Origin of the sequence: Escherichia sp. KTE96 (assembly GCF_000408525.1) — a bacterium.
Lineage (GTDB): Bacteria > Pseudomonadota > Gammaproteobacteria > Enterobacterales > Enterobacteriaceae > Escherichia > Escherichia marmotae.
On the sequence record NZ_KE137149.1, the window covers coordinates 2,839,577 to 2,855,462 of the forward strand.

General features: G+C 45.8%; 18 protein-coding genes and 1 pseudogene. 11 read left to right on the forward strand and 8 right to left on the reverse strand.

What is annotated here, in order from left to right; genetic code table 11:
- Positions 1 to 20: 20 nt before the first annotated feature.
- The 5 genes from ralR (at position 21) to ttcA (ending at position 2,935) form a co-directional block, all read left to right on the forward strand.
- Positions 21 to 215, forward strand: coding sequence for a type I toxin-antitoxin system endodeoxyribonuclease toxin RalR (gene ralR, locus A1WG_RS0122530; RefSeq protein ID WP_001317028.1), 195 nt, complete (start codon positions 21 to 23; stop codon positions 213 to 215).
- Complete coding sequence (gene rcbA, locus A1WG_RS01395; RefSeq protein ID WP_000276809.1) at positions 208 to 417, forward strand: double-strand break reduction protein RcbA; 210 nt, start codon at positions 208 to 210, stop codon at positions 415 to 417. The genes ralR and rcbA overlap by 8 nt, the downstream gene beginning before the upstream one ends.
- A 78-nt stretch (positions 418 to 495) precedes the next feature.
- Positions 496 to 711: an excisionase XisR gene (gene xisR, locus A1WG_RS01390; protein WP_000079604.1), complete on the forward strand. Its 216-nt coding sequence runs from the start codon at positions 496 to 498 to the stop codon at positions 709 to 711.
- Between the two features lies 1 nt (position 712).
- Positions 713 to 1,948: a tyrosine-type recombinase/integrase gene (locus A1WG_RS23965; protein WP_000040852.1), complete on the forward strand. Its 1,236-nt coding sequence runs from the start codon at positions 713 to 715 to the stop codon at positions 1,946 to 1,948.
- Positions 1,949 to 1,999: 51 nt separating this feature from the next.
- The gene (gene ttcA, locus A1WG_RS01385) at positions 2,000 to 2,935 is read left to right on the forward strand and encodes a tRNA 2-thiocytidine(32) synthetase TtcA (RefSeq protein WP_016242657.1); all 936 of its coding nucleotides are present in this window, start codon (positions 2,000 to 2,002) and stop codon (positions 2,933 to 2,935) included.
- Between the two features lie 94 nt (positions 2,936 to 3,029).
- Here ttcA and dbpA read toward each other — a convergent pair whose 3' ends face one another.
- The 4 genes from dbpA to A1WG_RS25035 all read right to left on the reverse strand — a co-directional run bounded on the left by dbpA (position 3,030) and on the right by A1WG_RS25035 (position 5,925).
- A complete protein-coding gene (gene dbpA, locus A1WG_RS01380) occupies positions 3,030 to 4,403 on the reverse strand; it encodes an ATP-dependent RNA helicase DbpA (RefSeq protein ID WP_000123768.1) in 1,374 nt (457 codons plus the stop codon).
- A gap of 29 nt (positions 4,404 to 4,432) precedes the next feature.
- On the reverse strand, positions 4,433 to 4,606 hold the full coding sequence (ynaL, locus tag A1WG_RS24925) for a proline-rich small protein YnaL (RefSeq protein ID WP_001296046.1): 174 nt from the start codon (positions 4,604 to 4,606) through the stop codon (positions 4,433 to 4,435).
- A gap of 274 nt (positions 4,607 to 4,880) precedes the next feature.
- Positions 4,881 to 5,864 (reverse strand): zinc transporter ZntB, encoded by a 984-nt coding sequence (gene zntB / locus A1WG_RS01370; protein ID WP_000452014.1) that lies wholly within the window; start codon positions 5,862 to 5,864, stop codon positions 4,881 to 4,883.
- Positions 5,865 to 5,877: 13 nt separating this feature from the next.
- Complete coding sequence (locus tag A1WG_RS25035) at positions 5,878 to 5,925, reverse strand: hypothetical protein (RefSeq protein ID WP_214678597.1); 48 nt, start codon at positions 5,923 to 5,925, stop codon at positions 5,878 to 5,880.
- Positions 5,926 to 6,120: 195 nt separating this feature from the next.
- On the opposite strand from A1WG_RS25035, the gene A1WG_RS01365 reads away from it, so the two are divergent.
- Entirely contained in the window at positions 6,121 to 7,353 is a 1,233-nt protein-coding gene (locus tag A1WG_RS01365; protein ID WP_000207190.1) for a sensor domain-containing diguanylate cyclase, read from the forward strand.
- 30 nt (positions 7,354 to 7,383) lie between these two features.
- Here A1WG_RS01365 and smrA read toward each other — a convergent pair whose 3' ends face one another.
- The gene (smrA, locus tag A1WG_RS01360; protein WP_001516467.1) at positions 7,384 to 7,947 is read right to left on the reverse strand and encodes a DNA endonuclease SmrA; all 564 of its coding nucleotides are present in this window, start codon (positions 7,945 to 7,947) and stop codon (positions 7,384 to 7,386) included.
- A gap of 447 nt (positions 7,948 to 8,394) precedes the next feature.
- Between smrA and A1WG_RS25445 the strand changes: the two are divergent.
- The 4 genes and pseudogenes from A1WG_RS25445 to uspE all read left to right on the forward strand — a co-directional run.
- A pseudogene (locus A1WG_RS25445) lies at positions 8,395 to 8,549 on the forward strand (p-aminobenzoyl-glutamate transporter); the annotation flags it as partial.
- Between the two features lie 10 nt (positions 8,550 to 8,559).
- Entirely contained in the window at positions 8,560 to 9,075 is a 516-nt protein-coding gene (ogt, locus tag A1WG_RS01355) for a methylated-DNA--[protein]-cysteine S-methyltransferase (RefSeq protein WP_001516468.1), read from the forward strand.
- Between the two features lie 194 nt (positions 9,076 to 9,269).
- Positions 9,270 to 10,022, forward strand: a complete 753-nt coding sequence (gene fnr, locus A1WG_RS01350) for a fumarate/nitrate reduction transcriptional regulator Fnr (protein WP_000611910.1) — start codon at positions 9,270 to 9,272, stop codon at positions 10,020 to 10,022.
- 151 nt (positions 10,023 to 10,173) lie between these two features.
- Complete coding sequence (uspE, locus tag A1WG_RS01345; protein ID WP_001516469.1) at positions 10,174 to 11,133, forward strand: universal stress protein UspE; 960 nt, start codon at positions 10,174 to 10,176, stop codon at positions 11,131 to 11,133.
- A 51-nt stretch (positions 11,134 to 11,184) separates the two neighbouring features.
- Here uspE and A1WG_RS01340 read toward each other — a convergent pair whose 3' ends face one another.
- A complete protein-coding gene (locus A1WG_RS01340; RefSeq protein WP_000605648.1) occupies positions 11,185 to 11,442 on the reverse strand; it encodes a DUF2534 family protein in 258 nt (85 codons plus the stop codon).
- A gap of 244 nt (positions 11,443 to 11,686) precedes the next feature.
- Here A1WG_RS01340 and ynaI point away from each other — a divergent pair, with 244 nt between their 5' ends.
- Positions 11,687 to 12,718 carry a low conductance mechanosensitive channel YnaI gene (gene ynaI, locus A1WG_RS01335; protein ID WP_001516470.1) on the forward strand — a complete coding sequence of 344 codons (1,032 nt, stop codon included), beginning with the start codon at positions 11,687 to 11,689 and terminating at the stop codon, positions 12,716 to 12,718.
- 58 nt (positions 12,719 to 12,776) lie between these two features.
- Here the strand turns inward: ynaI and A1WG_RS01330 are convergent, their stop codons facing one another.
- Positions 12,777 to 14,702 (reverse strand): GH25 family lysozyme, encoded by a 1,926-nt coding sequence (locus tag A1WG_RS01330; protein ID WP_001516471.1) that lies wholly within the window; start codon positions 14,700 to 14,702, stop codon positions 12,777 to 12,779.
- A gap of 3 nt (positions 14,703 to 14,705) precedes the next feature.
- On the reverse strand, positions 14,706 to 15,788 hold the full coding sequence (locus A1WG_RS01325) for a glycoside hydrolase family 25 protein (RefSeq protein WP_233432056.1): 1,083 nt from the start codon (positions 15,786 to 15,788) through the stop codon (positions 14,706 to 14,708).
- Positions 15,789 to 15,886 lie beyond the last annotated feature (98 nt).

Here is a 15,886-nt window from a genome sequence, read left to right on the forward strand (position 1 = left end):
TATTTTTTATGAGAAAAATTATGAGATATGACAATGTTAAACCATGTCCATTTTGTGGTTGTCCATCAGTAACGGTGAAAGCCATTTCAGGATATTACCGAGCGAAGTGTAACGGATGCGAATCCCGAACCGGTTATGGTGGAAGTGAAAAAGAAGCACTCGAAAGATGGAATAAACGAACCACTGGAAATAATAATGGAGGTGTTCATGTATAAAATTACCGCCACTATTGAAAAGGAAGGTGGCACTCCTACTAACTGGACAAGATATTCAAAATCTAAACTAACGAAATCAGAATGCGAAAAAATGCTCTCAGGTAAAAAAGAAGCAGGCGTTTCCAGAGAGCAGAAAGTAAAACTGATAAATTTTAATTGCGAGAAACTTCAGTCCTCGAGAATTGCATTGTATTCAAATTAAAACTTCATAGCTGATTATTAATAATCAACATCGGGCGTCAATTTCAGTCTAACATTGGCGCCTGCCAGAGGTGATGCGATGGCACAAGTAATCTTTAATGAAGAGTGGATGGTTGAATACGGCCTGATGCTTCGCACTGGTCTGGGGGCCAGACAAATTGAAGCATACCGCCAGAACTGTTGGGTGGAGGGCTTCCACTTCAAACGAGTATCTCCTTTAGGTAAGCCAGACAGCAAACGAGGGATTATCTGGTACAACTATCCAAAGATAAATCAGTTTATCAAAGACTCATGATATGTCTAAATTACCAACAGGTGTCGAGATTAGAGGTAGATACATTCGCATCTGGTTCATGTTTCGAGGAAAACGATGTCGGGAAACATTAAAAGGCTGGGAGATTACAAACAGTAATATTAAAAAGGCCGGAAATTTAAGAGCGCTGATAGTTCATGAAATAAACTCCGGTGAATTTGAGTATTTAAGACGTTTTCCCCAGTCCAGCACTGGGGCAAAAATGGTGACAACGAGAGTCATAAAAACGTTCGGAGAGCTTTGTGATATCTGGACAAAAATTAAAGAGACAGAGTTAACAACAAACACAATGAAGAAAACGAAATCACAATTAAAAACACTCAGAATAATAATTTGTGAAAGTACCCCGATATCACATATTCGTTATAGCGATATCTTAAACTACCGGAATGAACTGCTGCATGGAGAAACGCTTTACCTGGATAATCCAAGATCCAACAAAAAAGGAAGAACCGTGCGCACAGTTGATAACTATATCGCCCTGCTCTGTTCGCTGTTGCGTTTTGCGTATCAGTCGGGATTTATATCAACCAAACCATTTGAAGGAGTAAAAAAATTACAGCGAAACAGAATAAAGCCTGATCCGTTATCTAAAACAGAATTCAATGCATTAATGGAAAGTGAAAAAGGACAGAGCCAGAACTTGTGGAAATTTGCCGTTTACTCAGGACTTCGTCACGGGGAACTGGCAGCTCTGGCGTGGGAGGATGTGGATCTCGAAAAGGGAATAGTGAATGTCAGAAGAAACCTGACGATACTTGATATGTTCGGTCCCCCAAAAACAAATGCCGGGATCCGAACAGTAACACTACTGCAGCCTGCTCTTGAAGCACTGAAGGAGCAATACAAACTGACCGGGCATCATCGCAAAAGCGAAATCACCTTTTATCATCGGGAGTACGGCAGAACCGAAAAGCAAAAACTGCATTTTGTTTTCATGCCCAGGGTGTGTAACGGAAAACAAAAACCTTATTACTCGGTAAGCAGTTTGGGGGCAAGGTGGAATGCAGCAGTAAAACGTGCTGGTATTCGCCGCCGTAATCCGTACCATACGCGGCATACTTTTGCCTGCTGGCTGTTGACGGCAGGAGCGAACCCGGCATTTATAGCCAGCCAAATGGGGCATGAAACTGCGCAGATGGTGTATGAAATTTACGGTATGTGGATTGATGACATGAACGACGAACAGATAGCCATGTTGAATGCGCGGTTATCGTAGTTGCAAAGTTTGCCCCCAATTTGCCCCATTTAGTACCAGAGAACTGAAATAATGCAAGAAAATCAACAAATTACAAAGAAAGAACAATACAACCTGAACAAATTACAAAAACGCCTGCGCCGCAATGTGGGCGAAGCCATTGCTGACTTCAATATGATTGAAGATGGCGACCGCATTATGGTTTGCCTTTCCGGGGGGAAAGACAGCTATACCATGCTGGAGATCCTGCGGAATTTGCAGCAAAGCGCGCCAATCAGTTTTTCGCTGGTTGCCGTTAACCTCGACCAGAAGCAGCCCGGTTTCCCGGAGCACGTCCTGCCGGAGTATCTTGAAAAGCTGGGCGTTGAGTACAAAATTGTTGAAGAGAATACTTATGGGATCGTGAAAGAAAAGATCCCGGAAGGCAAAACCACCTGCTCACTCTGCTCTCGTCTGCGTCGCGGTATTCTTTACCGCACGGCAACAGAACTGGGCGCGACGAAAATCGCACTGGGTCACCATCGTGACGATATCCTGCAAACGCTGTTCTTAAACATGTTCTACGGCGGCAAGATGAAAGGTATGCCACCAAAGCTGATGAGCGATGACGGCAAACATATCGTAATTCGTCCGCTGGCTTATTGCCGTGAAAAGGACATTCAGCGTTTTGCCGATGCGAAAGCGTTCCCGATTATTCCGTGCAACCTGTGCGGTTCACAGCCTAACCTGCAACGTCAGGTGATTGCCGATATGTTGCGTGATTGGGATAAGCGTTATCCAGGGCGTATTGAGACAATGTTCAGCGCGATGCAGAATGTGGTGCCGTCACATCTGTGCGATACCAATCTGTTCGATTTCAAAGGCATTACCCACGGTTCTGAAGTGGTTAACGGCGGTGATCTGGCGTTTGATCGCGAAGAGCTACCACTACAACCCGCGGGCTGGCAGCCTGAAGAAGATGAAAATCAGTTGGATGAGTTACGCCTGAATGTGGTTGAAGTAAAATAACCAGGATAGCGCCCGATACGCAAGCTTATCGGGCTATTCTTGTGCTGGCCGGATAAGACGCAACCGGCGTCGCATCCGGCAATTCAACATTTCGTTATTTTAATAACCGCACCCGGCACGTTTTCCCTTTAATCTTTCCGCCCTGTAACTGTTTCCATGCCTTATGGGCAACAGACTGACGCACTGCGACGTAGACATGTGCTGGATGAACGGCAATTTTGCCAATATCTGTGCTATCCAGACCAATATCCCCCGTCAGCGCCCCCAGCACATCGCCTGGACGCATTTTCGCTTTTTTCCCACCATCAATGCACAACGTCGCCATTTCTGCTTCCAGCGGCACAATGGCGCTGCTGGCTGGTGGCGTTTGCCAGTTAAGTTTTATCTGCAACATGTCAGAAATGATATTCGCCCGCTGCGCCTCTTCCGGAGCACAGAAACTGATCGCCAGACCGCTATTCCCCGCTCGCGCAGTACGCCCGATGCGATGTACATGAACTTCAGGGTCCCACGCCAGCTCAAAGTTCACCACCAGCGCAAGAGATTTGATATCCAGACCACGTGCCGCGACATCGGTCGCCACCAGCACACGTGCGCTGCCATTGGCAAAACGAACCAACGTCTGATCGCGGTCGCGTTGTTCCAGATCGCCATGTAACGACAATGCACTTTGCCCTACTTCATTCAGAGCATCACACACAGCCTGGCAATCTTTTTTTGTATTACAGAACACCACACAAGATGATGGCTGATGCAAGCTTAATAACCGCTGCAACAACGAAATTTTGCCTTTGCTGGATGTCTCATAAAATTGTTGTTCAATAGGCGGTAAAGCATCTGACGTATCAATCTCAATCGCTAAAGGATCGCGTTGTACACGACCGCTAATCGCGGCAATTGCGTCCGGCCAGGTTGCAGAAAACAGAAGCGTCTGGCGAGAAGCAGGCGCAAAACGGATGACGTCATCAATTGCGTCGCTAAATCCCATATCCAACATACGGTCGGCTTCATCCATTACCAGCGTATTCAGGGTATCCAGCGATACAGTGCCTTTTTGCAGGTGATCGAGCAAACGACCCGGCGTTGCCACGATGATATGCGGCGCATGTTGCAGCGAATCGCGCTGAATGCTGAACGGCTGGCCGCCGCATAAGGTCAAGATTTTGGTATTCGGCAGAAAACGCGCCAGCCGGCGCAACTCTCCGGCAACCTGATCCGCCAGTTCACGGGTCGGGCACAGCACTAAAGCCTGGGTCTGAAACAGCGACGCATCAATTTGCTGTAACAAGCCAAGGCCAAATGCCGCCGTTTTGCCGCTGCCAGTTTTCGCCTGCACGCGAACATCTTTTCCGGCAAGGATCGCCGGAAGCGCGGCGGCCTGCACCGGCGTCATGGTTAAATAGCCCAACTCATTAAGGTTAGTGAGCTGGGCGGGAGGCAAAACGTTCAGGGTAGAAAAAGCGGTCACAATCTATTCTCGTGGTCATCGACGCAAAATTAGCAGGCGCGTATCCTCGCAGATCTACGCTCACGATGCGACAATTTAATCGGTTCTTCATCTGGCGGCGGGTCTGGCATGGGTTGCGGACGAGGGATGGGATCTGGCACTGGTACGGGATCGCCAGGAATGGGTTCAGGGACAGGAATTTGCAAATAAATGAGTGTCGTCATATTTCCCTCCGGTCATGGGGTGGACTCTTAAAGGGTAGACGCTGAAAAATTACAGGCAAAAAAAAGCCGACTCATCTAAGTCGGCGTCGTACGAATCAATTGTGCTATGCAGTAATTCAAAAAAGGAAGTAAGACAATATGGAGCGCAACGCCCATCGCTTGACGTTGCATTCACCTGCGAGGGAGATATTGCCCTGAATGGGTAGAGAGTTTATTGACTTCGCTCAAACTTTACGGCGTTTTTATATACAGGAAGTAGACAAATTTTCTTTTGTTACAACCATTTACTACGATGCAACCATAAAGCAACACCACCAATAAGAACAACTAACAGAATACAAAAAAGCGAAAAGCCGAATTGCCATCCCCCGCCAGGAATACCACCGAGGTTGACACCAAATAACCCAGTTAAAAACGTACTGGGTAAAAAGACCATTGCCATCAACGACATCGTATAAGTACGACGCGCTAAATTTTCCTGCATGACCTGAGCGATTTCATCTGCCATCACGCCGGTTCGGGCAATACAGGCGTCAATCTCATCCAGACCGCGTCCGAGACGATCGGCAATGTCCTGCATTCGGCGGCGTTGGTCGTCATTCATCCACGGCAGACGCTCACTGGCAAGGCGAGCATAAACATCACGCTGCGGTGCCATATAGCGACGCATCACAATTAATTGTTTACGCAGCAACGCCAGGAAACCGCGCGGTGGTATTTGTTGATCGAGCAGATTATCTTCCAGGTCGATAATTTTATCGTGCAGTTGTTCTATAAACTCACTGGAATGATCGGTTAACGCATCACACACATCCACCAGCCAGCCACCACAATCGGTCGGGCCGGTTCCCTCTTCCAGATCGCTAACCACATCATCCAGCGCCAACACTTTACGTTGTCGGGTCGAGACAATTAACCGTCCATCCATATAAACACGCATGGCGACCAGTTGATCGGGACGTTCATCAGTACTGCCATTAATGCAGCGTAAAGTAATCAACGTCCCTTCCCCAAGACGGCTGACCCTGGGCCGCGTGCTTTCCCCCGCCAGCGCATCGCGTACGTTATTTGGCAACAAGGGTGTTGTCGCCAGCCATTGGGCACTGTCATGGTGCACATAATTGAGGTGGAGCCAGCAAGGATGCGCTTCATCTATATCATCTGTATTTTCCAGCGGTTTAACTCCGCCTTTACCATCCAACATCCAGGCAAATACTGCATCCGGGACATTTACGTCCGCTCCCTTAATCACTTCCACAGTGCCTCCATTGTCAACGCATTATTTTGTAGTCTAGTCTTCTGGTCATCTTACGCAACATCTCATCACCCCATTACCCTGAAATGATTAATAAAATCCTGTCAAAATTAAATACAGAAAGCAAAATACTTTTCCTGATTTGAAAACGTGTAAAGCGTTAAATAGCGTCTATCATTATCAGAATTATCTGATCATTTGTCGTGGCATTTTTGCGATCAGGTAGTAACAAAAGATTGATAAAAATAACGGGATTTCAATGACTACGCACAACTTCAATACTCTGGACTTATTAACCAGTCCTGTCTGGATCGTTTCACCCTTTGAAGAACAATTAATTTATGCCAATAGTGCAGCGCGACTTTTGATGCAAGAACTCACCTTTAGTCAGCTACGTACCGGCCTCTATTCCATCTCCTCGCAAAACGAGCTTCCTAAATACCTCACAGACTTGCATAACCAGCTCGATATTGTAGAAATTCTCACTGTCCAGCGTAATGGTGAAGAGGCGGCATTAAGCTGCCGATTGACCCTCAAAGAGATGAGTGAGACGGGAAAAGTAATTATCTTCGAAGGAATGGAAACTCCAGCAACACTGGGGTTAAAAGCCAGTCGTTCAGCGAATTATCAGCGTAAAAAACAAGGGTTTTATGCTCGTTTTTTTCTGACCAATTCTGCACCGATGCTGTTAATTGATCCCTCACGTGATGGCCAAATCGTCGATGCTAATCTGGCCGCGCTCAATTTCTACGGCTACAACCATGAAACAATGTGTCAGAAGCACACCTGGGAAATAAATATGCTTGGGCGTCGCATCATGCCAGTCATGCATGAAATTTCACGGTTGCCCGGCGGCCATAAGCCTCTCAATTTTGTCCATAAACTGGCAGATGGCTCCATTCGGCATGTGCAAACTTATGCCGGGCCAATTGAGATTTACGGCGACAGGTTAATGTTATGCATCGTACATGATATTACAGAGCAAAAACGGCTGGAGGAACAACTGGAACATGCAGCCCACCATGATGCACTAACGGGATTACTCAACCGTCGGCAGTTTTATCACATAACCGACCCCGGACAGATGCAGCACCTGGCAATAGCTCAGGATTATAGTTTGTTGCTCATCGACACCGATCGTTTTAAGCATATCAATGACTTATACGGTCATCAGAAAGGAGATGAAGTGTTATGCTCGCTTGCCCATACTCTTGAAAGTTGCGCCCGCAAAGGCGATTTGGTGTTTCGTTGGGGGGGGGAAGAGTTCGTCTTATTGTTGCCGAGAACCCCGTTGGATACTGCACTTTCGTTGGCTGAAACTATCCGCTTGAGCGTGGCAAAAGTGAGTATTTCGGGCTTACCGCGCTTCACAGTCAGTATTGGCGTGGCGCATCACGAAGGAAATGAAAACATCGATGAACTGTTTAAGCGTGTTGATGATGCCTTGTATCGGGCAAAAAATGACGGACGCAACCGCGTGTTAGCCGCCTGATATATTCAAAAACGCGGAAGCGTCATTTAATTATCGACTACGTTTAGCGTGGCGTTCCCAGTTTTCCAGCTTCGCCTGCACCGTTTTACGCAGCGCGACGTAACATGCCCCACTACCGCCATGATGCGGTAGTGCGGTGCAATAGGCCTGTACGTCTTCGAACTCCGTCAGCCAACGCGCCACATAGCTACGAATAATATTCGCGTGTGATTTATCTTCCCGCCCTTTGCCATGAATAATAAGCACATTTCGCAAGCCGTCCGCCAGCGCCTGATGAATAAAACTGAATACCATTTTACGGCACTCCTCCACCGGCTGGCGCAGTAAATTCAGGCTGGCCTGCTGCGGATATTTGCCGCTGCGTAGCTTATCAATCACCCCATGTTGCAACCCTTCCCGACGAAATTCCAGCGGCTGGTTTAGTGGAATAATGTCAAGAAATCCGGTGGTGAGAAAATTATCAAGTTGCAGCGTATCTATACGCTGCGGCGCACGTTGGTTACGCGTTGGATGCCAGTAGACATCAGTAGCGCATTTCAGTGGCTGGACATCTTCCATGGCGTCAAGAAACAGCGATTTGTCGTCAGGGTTCATGTAGCATCCTCACGCAATACAGAGCGCGATATAATAACTGTGCCCTATCAGGCCGACAACGGTCTGGCGCAATTTCCCGTATGCAGATTAGGAACAACATATATTACGGCGAAGCATTAATGCATGATGACTCAGTTGTATAGCGGCTGATTTAACTTATATTTTCGTGAAACCGGTCACTGAAGAAAATTGGCAACAGAGTGGTAAAACCGTTATAACACTGTCACCGGCAGACAGGAACCCAGGCCGGAATAAAGACGCGGATGCACTGCTGTGTGTACTGTAGAGTCTGGCGGATGTCGACAGGCTCTATTTTTTTATGCGTGCGCAGAAGATAATCACATTCGCAGACTAAAAACGCGATCAGCAGTGGCTGCCTGCCCCCTTTTTTGCATTGTTTGCACCTCTATATAACCATCAGCACTAATATCTCTGTTTCTCTGACTCCTGCAACGATATAAGCCAGTCGCCAAACTGGATACCTACAATTTGTTAGCCTTACTGTCTCCTCTTATATTCTTGGTGGTATGGCTGCTGATATTGCTGGCATGGTATCTTGTCGGTCTACTGATTAGTCCGGGTTTTACCCACGTTTGTCTTGAGAGAGAACGGATGCTGAGATTACTTGAAGAAAAAATTGCCACCCCATTGGGTCCACTATGGGTGATTTGCGATGAACAATTCCGTCTGCGGGCGGTTGAATGGGAAGAGTACAGTGATCGCATGGTGCAATTGCTGGACATCCATTATCGCAAAGAAGGTTATGAGCGAATTTCCGCAACCAATCCCGGCGGTCTTAGCGACAAACTTCGCGACTATTTTGCCGGTAATCTTAGCATTATTGATACCCTTCCTACCGCTACTGGTGGTACTCCATTTCAGCGGGAAGTGTGGAAAACATTGCGCACTATTCCTTGTGGCCAGGTAATGCATTACGGTCAACTGGCAGAACATCTGGGTCGTCCGGGCGCAGCGCGCGCCGTTGGCGCGGCGAACGGTTCAAATCCGATCAGTATTGTCGTACCTTGCCACCGGGTTATTGGACGAAACGGCACGATGACCGGATATGCAGGCGGAGTGCAGCGAAAAGAATGGTTATTGCGCCATGAAGGCTATCTGCTGCTGTAGACCTTAAACAATTTGTGCCGGTTTGCTCACAGTTTTATGTAAAGCCATCCTTAATAATTTAAGAATTTTCAAGTAGATAGATATATATTTACATCTATTATCGGAATTCTCCGCTGTTAAGGTTTGCTTAGACTTACTTGCTCCCTAAAAAGATGTTAAAATTGACAAATATCAATTACGGCTTGAGCAGACCTATGATCCCGGAAAAGCGAATTATACGGCGCATTCAGTCTGGCGGTTGTGCTATCCATTGCCAGGATTGCAGCATCAGTCAGCTTTGCATCCCGTTCACACTAAACGAACATGAGCTTGATCAGCTTGATAATATCATTGAGCGAAAGAAGCCTATTCAGAAAGGCCAGACGCTGTTTAAGGCTGGTGATGAACTTAAATCGCTTTATGCCATCCGCTCCGGTACGATTAAAAGTTATACCATCACAGAGCAAGGCGACGAGCAAATCACTGGCTTCCATTTAGCAGGCGATCTGGTAGGTTTTGACGCTATTGGCAGCGGTCATCACCCTAGCTTCGCCCAGGCGCTGGAAACGTCAATGGTATGTGAAATCCCGTTCGAAACACTGGACGATCTGTCTGGTAAAATGCCGAATCTGCGTCAGCAGATGATGCGTCTGATGAGCGGTGAAATTAAAGGCGATCAGGACATGATTCTGCTGCTGTCGAAGAAAAATGCAGAAGAACGTCTGGCTGCTTTTATCTACAACCTGTCCCGTCGTTTTGCCCAACGCGGCTTCTCCCCTCGTGAATTCCGCCTGACGATGACTCGTGGCGATATCGGCAACTACCTGGGCCTGACGGTAGAAACCATCAGCCGTCTGCTGGGACGCTTCCAAAAAAGCGGCATGCTGGCAGTCAAAGGTAAATACATCACCATCGAAAATAACGATGCGCTGGCCCTGCTTGCTGGTCATACGCGCAACGTCGCCTGATTTTTCCGCATAATCGACTATCCTTCTGTCATATCATTAAATTTTTCTGATTTATTGATCTGGCAGAAGGTTCATCACTGTTTCATTCACCAGATATGGGTTAATCTTTTAATTACAAACTGCATTGACAGTTGTTGTAAGGAGACCCTGTATGGCTATGTATCAGAACATGCTCGTTGTTATCGATCCTAACCAGGACGATCAACCAGCATTACGGCGAGCTGTTTATTTACATCAACGGATTGGTGGCAAAATTAAAGCTTTTTTGCCGATTTATGATTTCTCATACGAAATGACTACCCTGCTCTCCCCGGACGAGCGCACCGCCATGCGTCAGGGTGTTATCAGTCAGCGAACTGCGTGGATACACGAGCAGGCGAAATATTATCTTAACGCTGGCGTCCCCATTGAAATCAAAGTGGTCTGGCATAACCGTCCTTTCGAAGCCATCATTCAGGAAGTGGTCAGCGGTGGGCACGATTTAGTCCTGAAAATGGCACACCAACATGATCGTCTGGAAGCGGTTATCTTTACCCCTACCGACTGGCATCTGTTGCGTAAATGCCCAAGTCCGGTGTGGATGGTGAAAGATCAACCGTGGCCGGAAGGCGGTAAGGCGTTGGTGGCAGTAAATCTCGCCAGCGAAGAGCCGTATCATAATGCGCTCAATGAAAAACTGGTGAAAGAGACGATTGAACTGGCTGCACAGGTGAATCACACCGAAGTCCATCTGGTTGGCGCGTATCCCGTTACTCCTATTAATATTGCTATTGAGCTGCCGGAATTTGATCCAAGCGTTTATAACGACGCTATCCGCGGACAACATTTGCTGGCGATGAAAGCCCTGCGGCAGAAATTCGGTATTAATGAAAACATGACGCACGTCGAAAAAGGTCTGCCGGAAGAAGTGATTCCTGATCTGGCGGAACATTTGCAGGCAGGAATTGTCGTTCTTGGCACCGTAGGACGAACCGGAATTTCCGCGGCATTCCTTGGCAATACGGCGGAACAGGTGATTGATCATCTCCGTTGCGACCTGCTGGTAATCAAACCCGATCAATACCAGACGCCAGTTGAACTGGATGACGAAGAAGAAGACGACGACGATTAATCGTTCTTTAATTACTCACGAGGCCCGATACTTCGGGCCTTTTCTTCTTGCTTATTTCTCATCGCCGCCGAGGAAATAAATTCCCAGCGGGATTGCCAGCAACACGGTAAAAACCAGGCTGTACACGAAAATCATCGAAGATTGAATCACATACATTGATGTCGTCCAGTCAGACAGCGGAATATTATATTGTTCAATAACACCACCAATGGTTGCGCGAGTCACCACCGACGCCGCAATAATAAAAACCGCCAACAAGCCTAAGAGAAACTTTCTTCCCCTCGCTGACTTTAATTTCATCATGATCATAATGTAATCCTTGTGCAAACAAACTCTCTGTTACTTACGCGTAACAATACCATGACATTTTGTCGTTGTCTGCTCTGAAGGCGTCAGATTGTTGACGTTTATATCATCAATCTATTGATCAATTCGCTGATGTTGCTACTTCCTTCCCTTACTATTGATGATATGAATCATTTGTCGCGGTAAAATAGCCCCGCCAGGGGTTTCCGGCATGACTTCAACCAATCTGGAGGAGCCTGATAAAACAATGATCGCTGAACTGTTTACAAATAATGCGCTTAATCTGGTCATTATTTTCGGTAGCTGCGCAGCATTGATTCTGATGAGCTTTTTGTTTCGTCGTGGGAATCGTAACAAGAAAGGATTCTTATTCCATGCGGTTCAATTTTTGATCTACACCATAATTATTAGTGCTGTTGGCAGCATCATTAATTATGTCATTGAAAATTACAAACTCAAATTTATCACACCAGACGCCGTCGATTTTATTTGTACGTCACTGATTGCGCTTATTCTGACGGTTAAGTTATTCCTTCTGATTAACCAGTTTGAAAAACAACAGATAAAAAAAGGCCGTGATATCACCAGTGCGCGGATTATGTCACGTATCATCAAAATCTGCATAATTGTGGTGATTGTTCTGCTTTACGGTGAACATTTTGGTATGAGCCTTTCCGGGTTGCTGACCTTCGGTGGTATTGGTGGTCTTGCTGTCGGTATGGCCGGTAAAGATATTTTGAGTAACTTCTTTTCCGGGATTATGCTCTATTTCGATCGTCCCTTTAGCATTGGCGATTGGATCCGTTCACCGGACAGAAATATCGAAGGTACGGTGGCAGAAATTGGCTGGCGTATCACTAAAATAAACACCTTTGATCACCGTCCTCTGTACGTGCCAAACTCGCTGTTTTCGTCTATCAGCGTAGAAAACCCGGGACGCATGACCAACCGTCGTATTACTACGACCATCGGTTTACGTTATGAAGACGCGGCAAAAGTGGGTGCCGTTGTCGAAGCAGTACGCGAAATGCTGAAAAATCACCCCGACATCGATCAGCGACAAACCTTACTGGTCTATTTCAACCAGTTTGCTGACTCGTCATTAAATATCATGGTTTATTGCTTTACCAAAACCACGGTATGGGCCGAATGGCTGGCAGTCCAACAGGATGTTTATTTGAAGATTATCGATATTGTACAGTCGCATGGCGCAGATTTTGCCTTCCCAAGCCAGACGTTGTATATGGATAATATTACACCGCCGGATCAGATGAAGTAACAACCCGCAGAAACTGGATGGCGATATACATATTTGCCATCCAGTCTTATTTATTTTTTCAATTAACAGCAGCCAGTGCTACATTATTCTCACCCGCTTTAAACTGAACATACTGTTCTTCAGTACCAAAGAAAACTTCCGACTCAGTGCTGTGGCCGATCCCCGGTACAGTTTCATTCCCTGAATATTGCCAAAGCGTCCAGGGATTGCGCCCCTCAAGCTTCACGCCAGCTTGTCCCCAATACCCCATCCACACCATATACTGCTCGAATCGACTATCCATGAAGTGGGACAGATTATTATGATTGCCATAAAATATGGGGGTCTTATGATAATTTTGATAGACCAGACCAGCAAAGTGCAAAATATCATTACGTGCTTTCGCCATTCCCGATTTTTTAAAACAGGCTAGTTGAGTTGTATCTTCACCTTCAGGATTTACCAATAAAATACCGGGCGGTAACATATTTGGATCAGCAGGCAGGAGGCTTTTTGCCGTTTCCAGTTGTGCTTCAGGAGTGCGACAAAAATCAAATTTGAAATAACCTCCACGGTCAAATTTTGAATCAGCTAATTGTTTCCAGTGAGACTTAAATGATGAATCAGGACCTCTCCAGCCAACTACTCTCGTATATACAAAACGCGCAGACGATTTTTCCTGAAACAATTTCCAGTCGATCTCACCATCATTAGATGAAATATCATGTCCATGGATCGGATAAATCTCCGGCGTTTTAAAAATACGAATATCAGGACGATTGGGAATTGCACTTACGGGACCATAAGGAATCTCAATTGATTTATTATCTTTTTCTTGATTATCTGCGGGGGAAGAATCTGGCTTATCAATAGAGAATGATGCCACATCGATATTAGTAAACTCTCCTGCTTTTCCCGCAGCCAGTTGAGTCTTATTATCCAGACGACTTGCCGCAGGCTCATTGATGAAGAAGAATCCCCCAGGGCCTGCGGGTATTTCTGTTGCACCAATCCAGGCATCACTTAAATGTAATCCCTTCCCTTGTTCATCCAGCTTTTCATTAATATCTGAATATTGATCGTTAACATAGATAAATAAACTCAACGTTCTGGTTATTCCGGCATAGTATTCTTTCTTACCATCTACCTTTACCATATATGACTTACCAAAACGTTCGTCGGCAACACCATTCGTTACCCCTTTGATAATTGTATCAAAAAAGACACTTCCGCGCTTTGCATCCAGCGAGTAAACCTCTGTTTTATCGTCACCGGCAGCTATTGCATACGCACCCGGATTACTGTACGAGTTAGAGTTACCCGCTCCGATGGTCATGCCATACAAGCCAGAACCAAAGCAAGCATTGACTAAAGTCAGAACATGGAAATAACGCTTTGCCAGAATATTAAGCTGTGCATTCAGCGCTGGCATTTCATACATCCCTTTTGAACCATCGATATCTGTAGCATTACTCAAAACAAATGCCGGTGCTTTATCAGAATTACCATTTTGAGTACCAAAACGCCCATGTCCTGAATAAGCAATTAACAAACGGGCTTTCTTATCAAACATCGTCCCTCTGGCAGGTAGATATTCTTTCAAAAAATAATTAATATTATCCAGCGATGCATCCTGATCTTTTAATAAAATAACCTCATCAAACTTCTGTCCGTTGATAAGAAAATCAGCCATTCTTTGGCCATCTACCGCTGCGGCAGGAATATCCTCATGCAAAAGTGGATATTTTGAAATTGCAATAATCAACCCGATGGAGCGAGTTTTTGCTGCATCCTGATCAGGTATTTTTAATGCGTCACTGATTCGGATATCCAGTCTCCCAGGGTTCTCAGAGCCATAATGGATAAAAAAATGACAATATTCATCAGGGACCATTGCGCCATTTTTGCAAATATCATCTGCCAGGACGTCAGTCATTCCCAGTGATATTCCTGCAATGAACAGCCCAAGGGCCGATTTACATAAAATTAGCCATCGTTTGTTCATAATTTAAAACTCCTGAACACCAAGAGTGGAATAAAACTCAGCAGTCGGTCCTTTATAAATACTGGCATCGAATTTCTTACTCGATCCCAAATTAAGCTGTGCAGCATCGGTAAACTGCCAGATTGCCCATTTTGTCTGGTTAATTGAACGCGGGGTTTCACTGGCCTGTGCCTGATTAGAGTAATCAGCCAGCCACAGTTTATGTTCTGCGACCTGGGCGAAACTATTTTCCCCACCAACGGCATCTTTCCACCACGCACGTGCAGTGTAGATAACCGGTTTACGCCCTAAATCGGCTTCTACCTGCGCGGTAAAAGCCTTGATCATTGTTATAATTTCCGCAGGTTTGCGCTTCTGCCAGCGGTCCTTACCCGTTAATGAATCCACATCCCACTCAACATCCACTGCCGGTGGCATGTCTGTCGCCCTTAGCCCACCGTTAGCTTTGATAACTTTGACAAACGTCATTGCCTGCTTGCGTCCCCACAATTCTGCGTCGTCTGCCGGTGTACCGCTGGAAAGAAAGTGGTAGGCTCCACGGTGAAGTTTTATCCCTCGTTCAGTATCGCCGGCCCGCTGCCAAAAGCCGGCGAATTCAGGATCAACATAACGTGTTCCTTGACTGGACTTCATATACAAGAACACAGACTTATTTTTTGCCAACAGTTCGATCGGGAAGTTCCTGCCGTTATGATGGCTGATATCCACACCAAATAAAGAACTGGGTCGTGGTTGATTCAATACTGAATCGTAAGCAACATCAGCCGGAAATTTAAAATATTTTTTTACAGCAAAGGAATCAAACTCTTTATCACGCGAAGGATCCGATTCCAGAATTTTCACAAACAATTCTTGCCGGGAGAGATCATTCGTTAAGTTTTCCAGTCCCAGCGATGAGGCATCGGGCAGTGATTCTGCGGCCAGCGTTAAAGAGGAATAATTAATGAATAATAACGAGATAACTAACGGAATAGCTGAAAGTTTTTTCATTTTACCACCCCATTTTTTAGCTGTATGTCTGTTTTCTAATGAAGATATTTCACCAGGAATGCAATTCACTTTACGTTGTAAAGAAAAGTAAAGCACAGCTTATATTCAGCGTATGTAATACACCTGACAAATAAAACATTTGATTATTATTTATGTTCGATATTGCCAGAAAATTTCAAAATTCCATCGTTGGA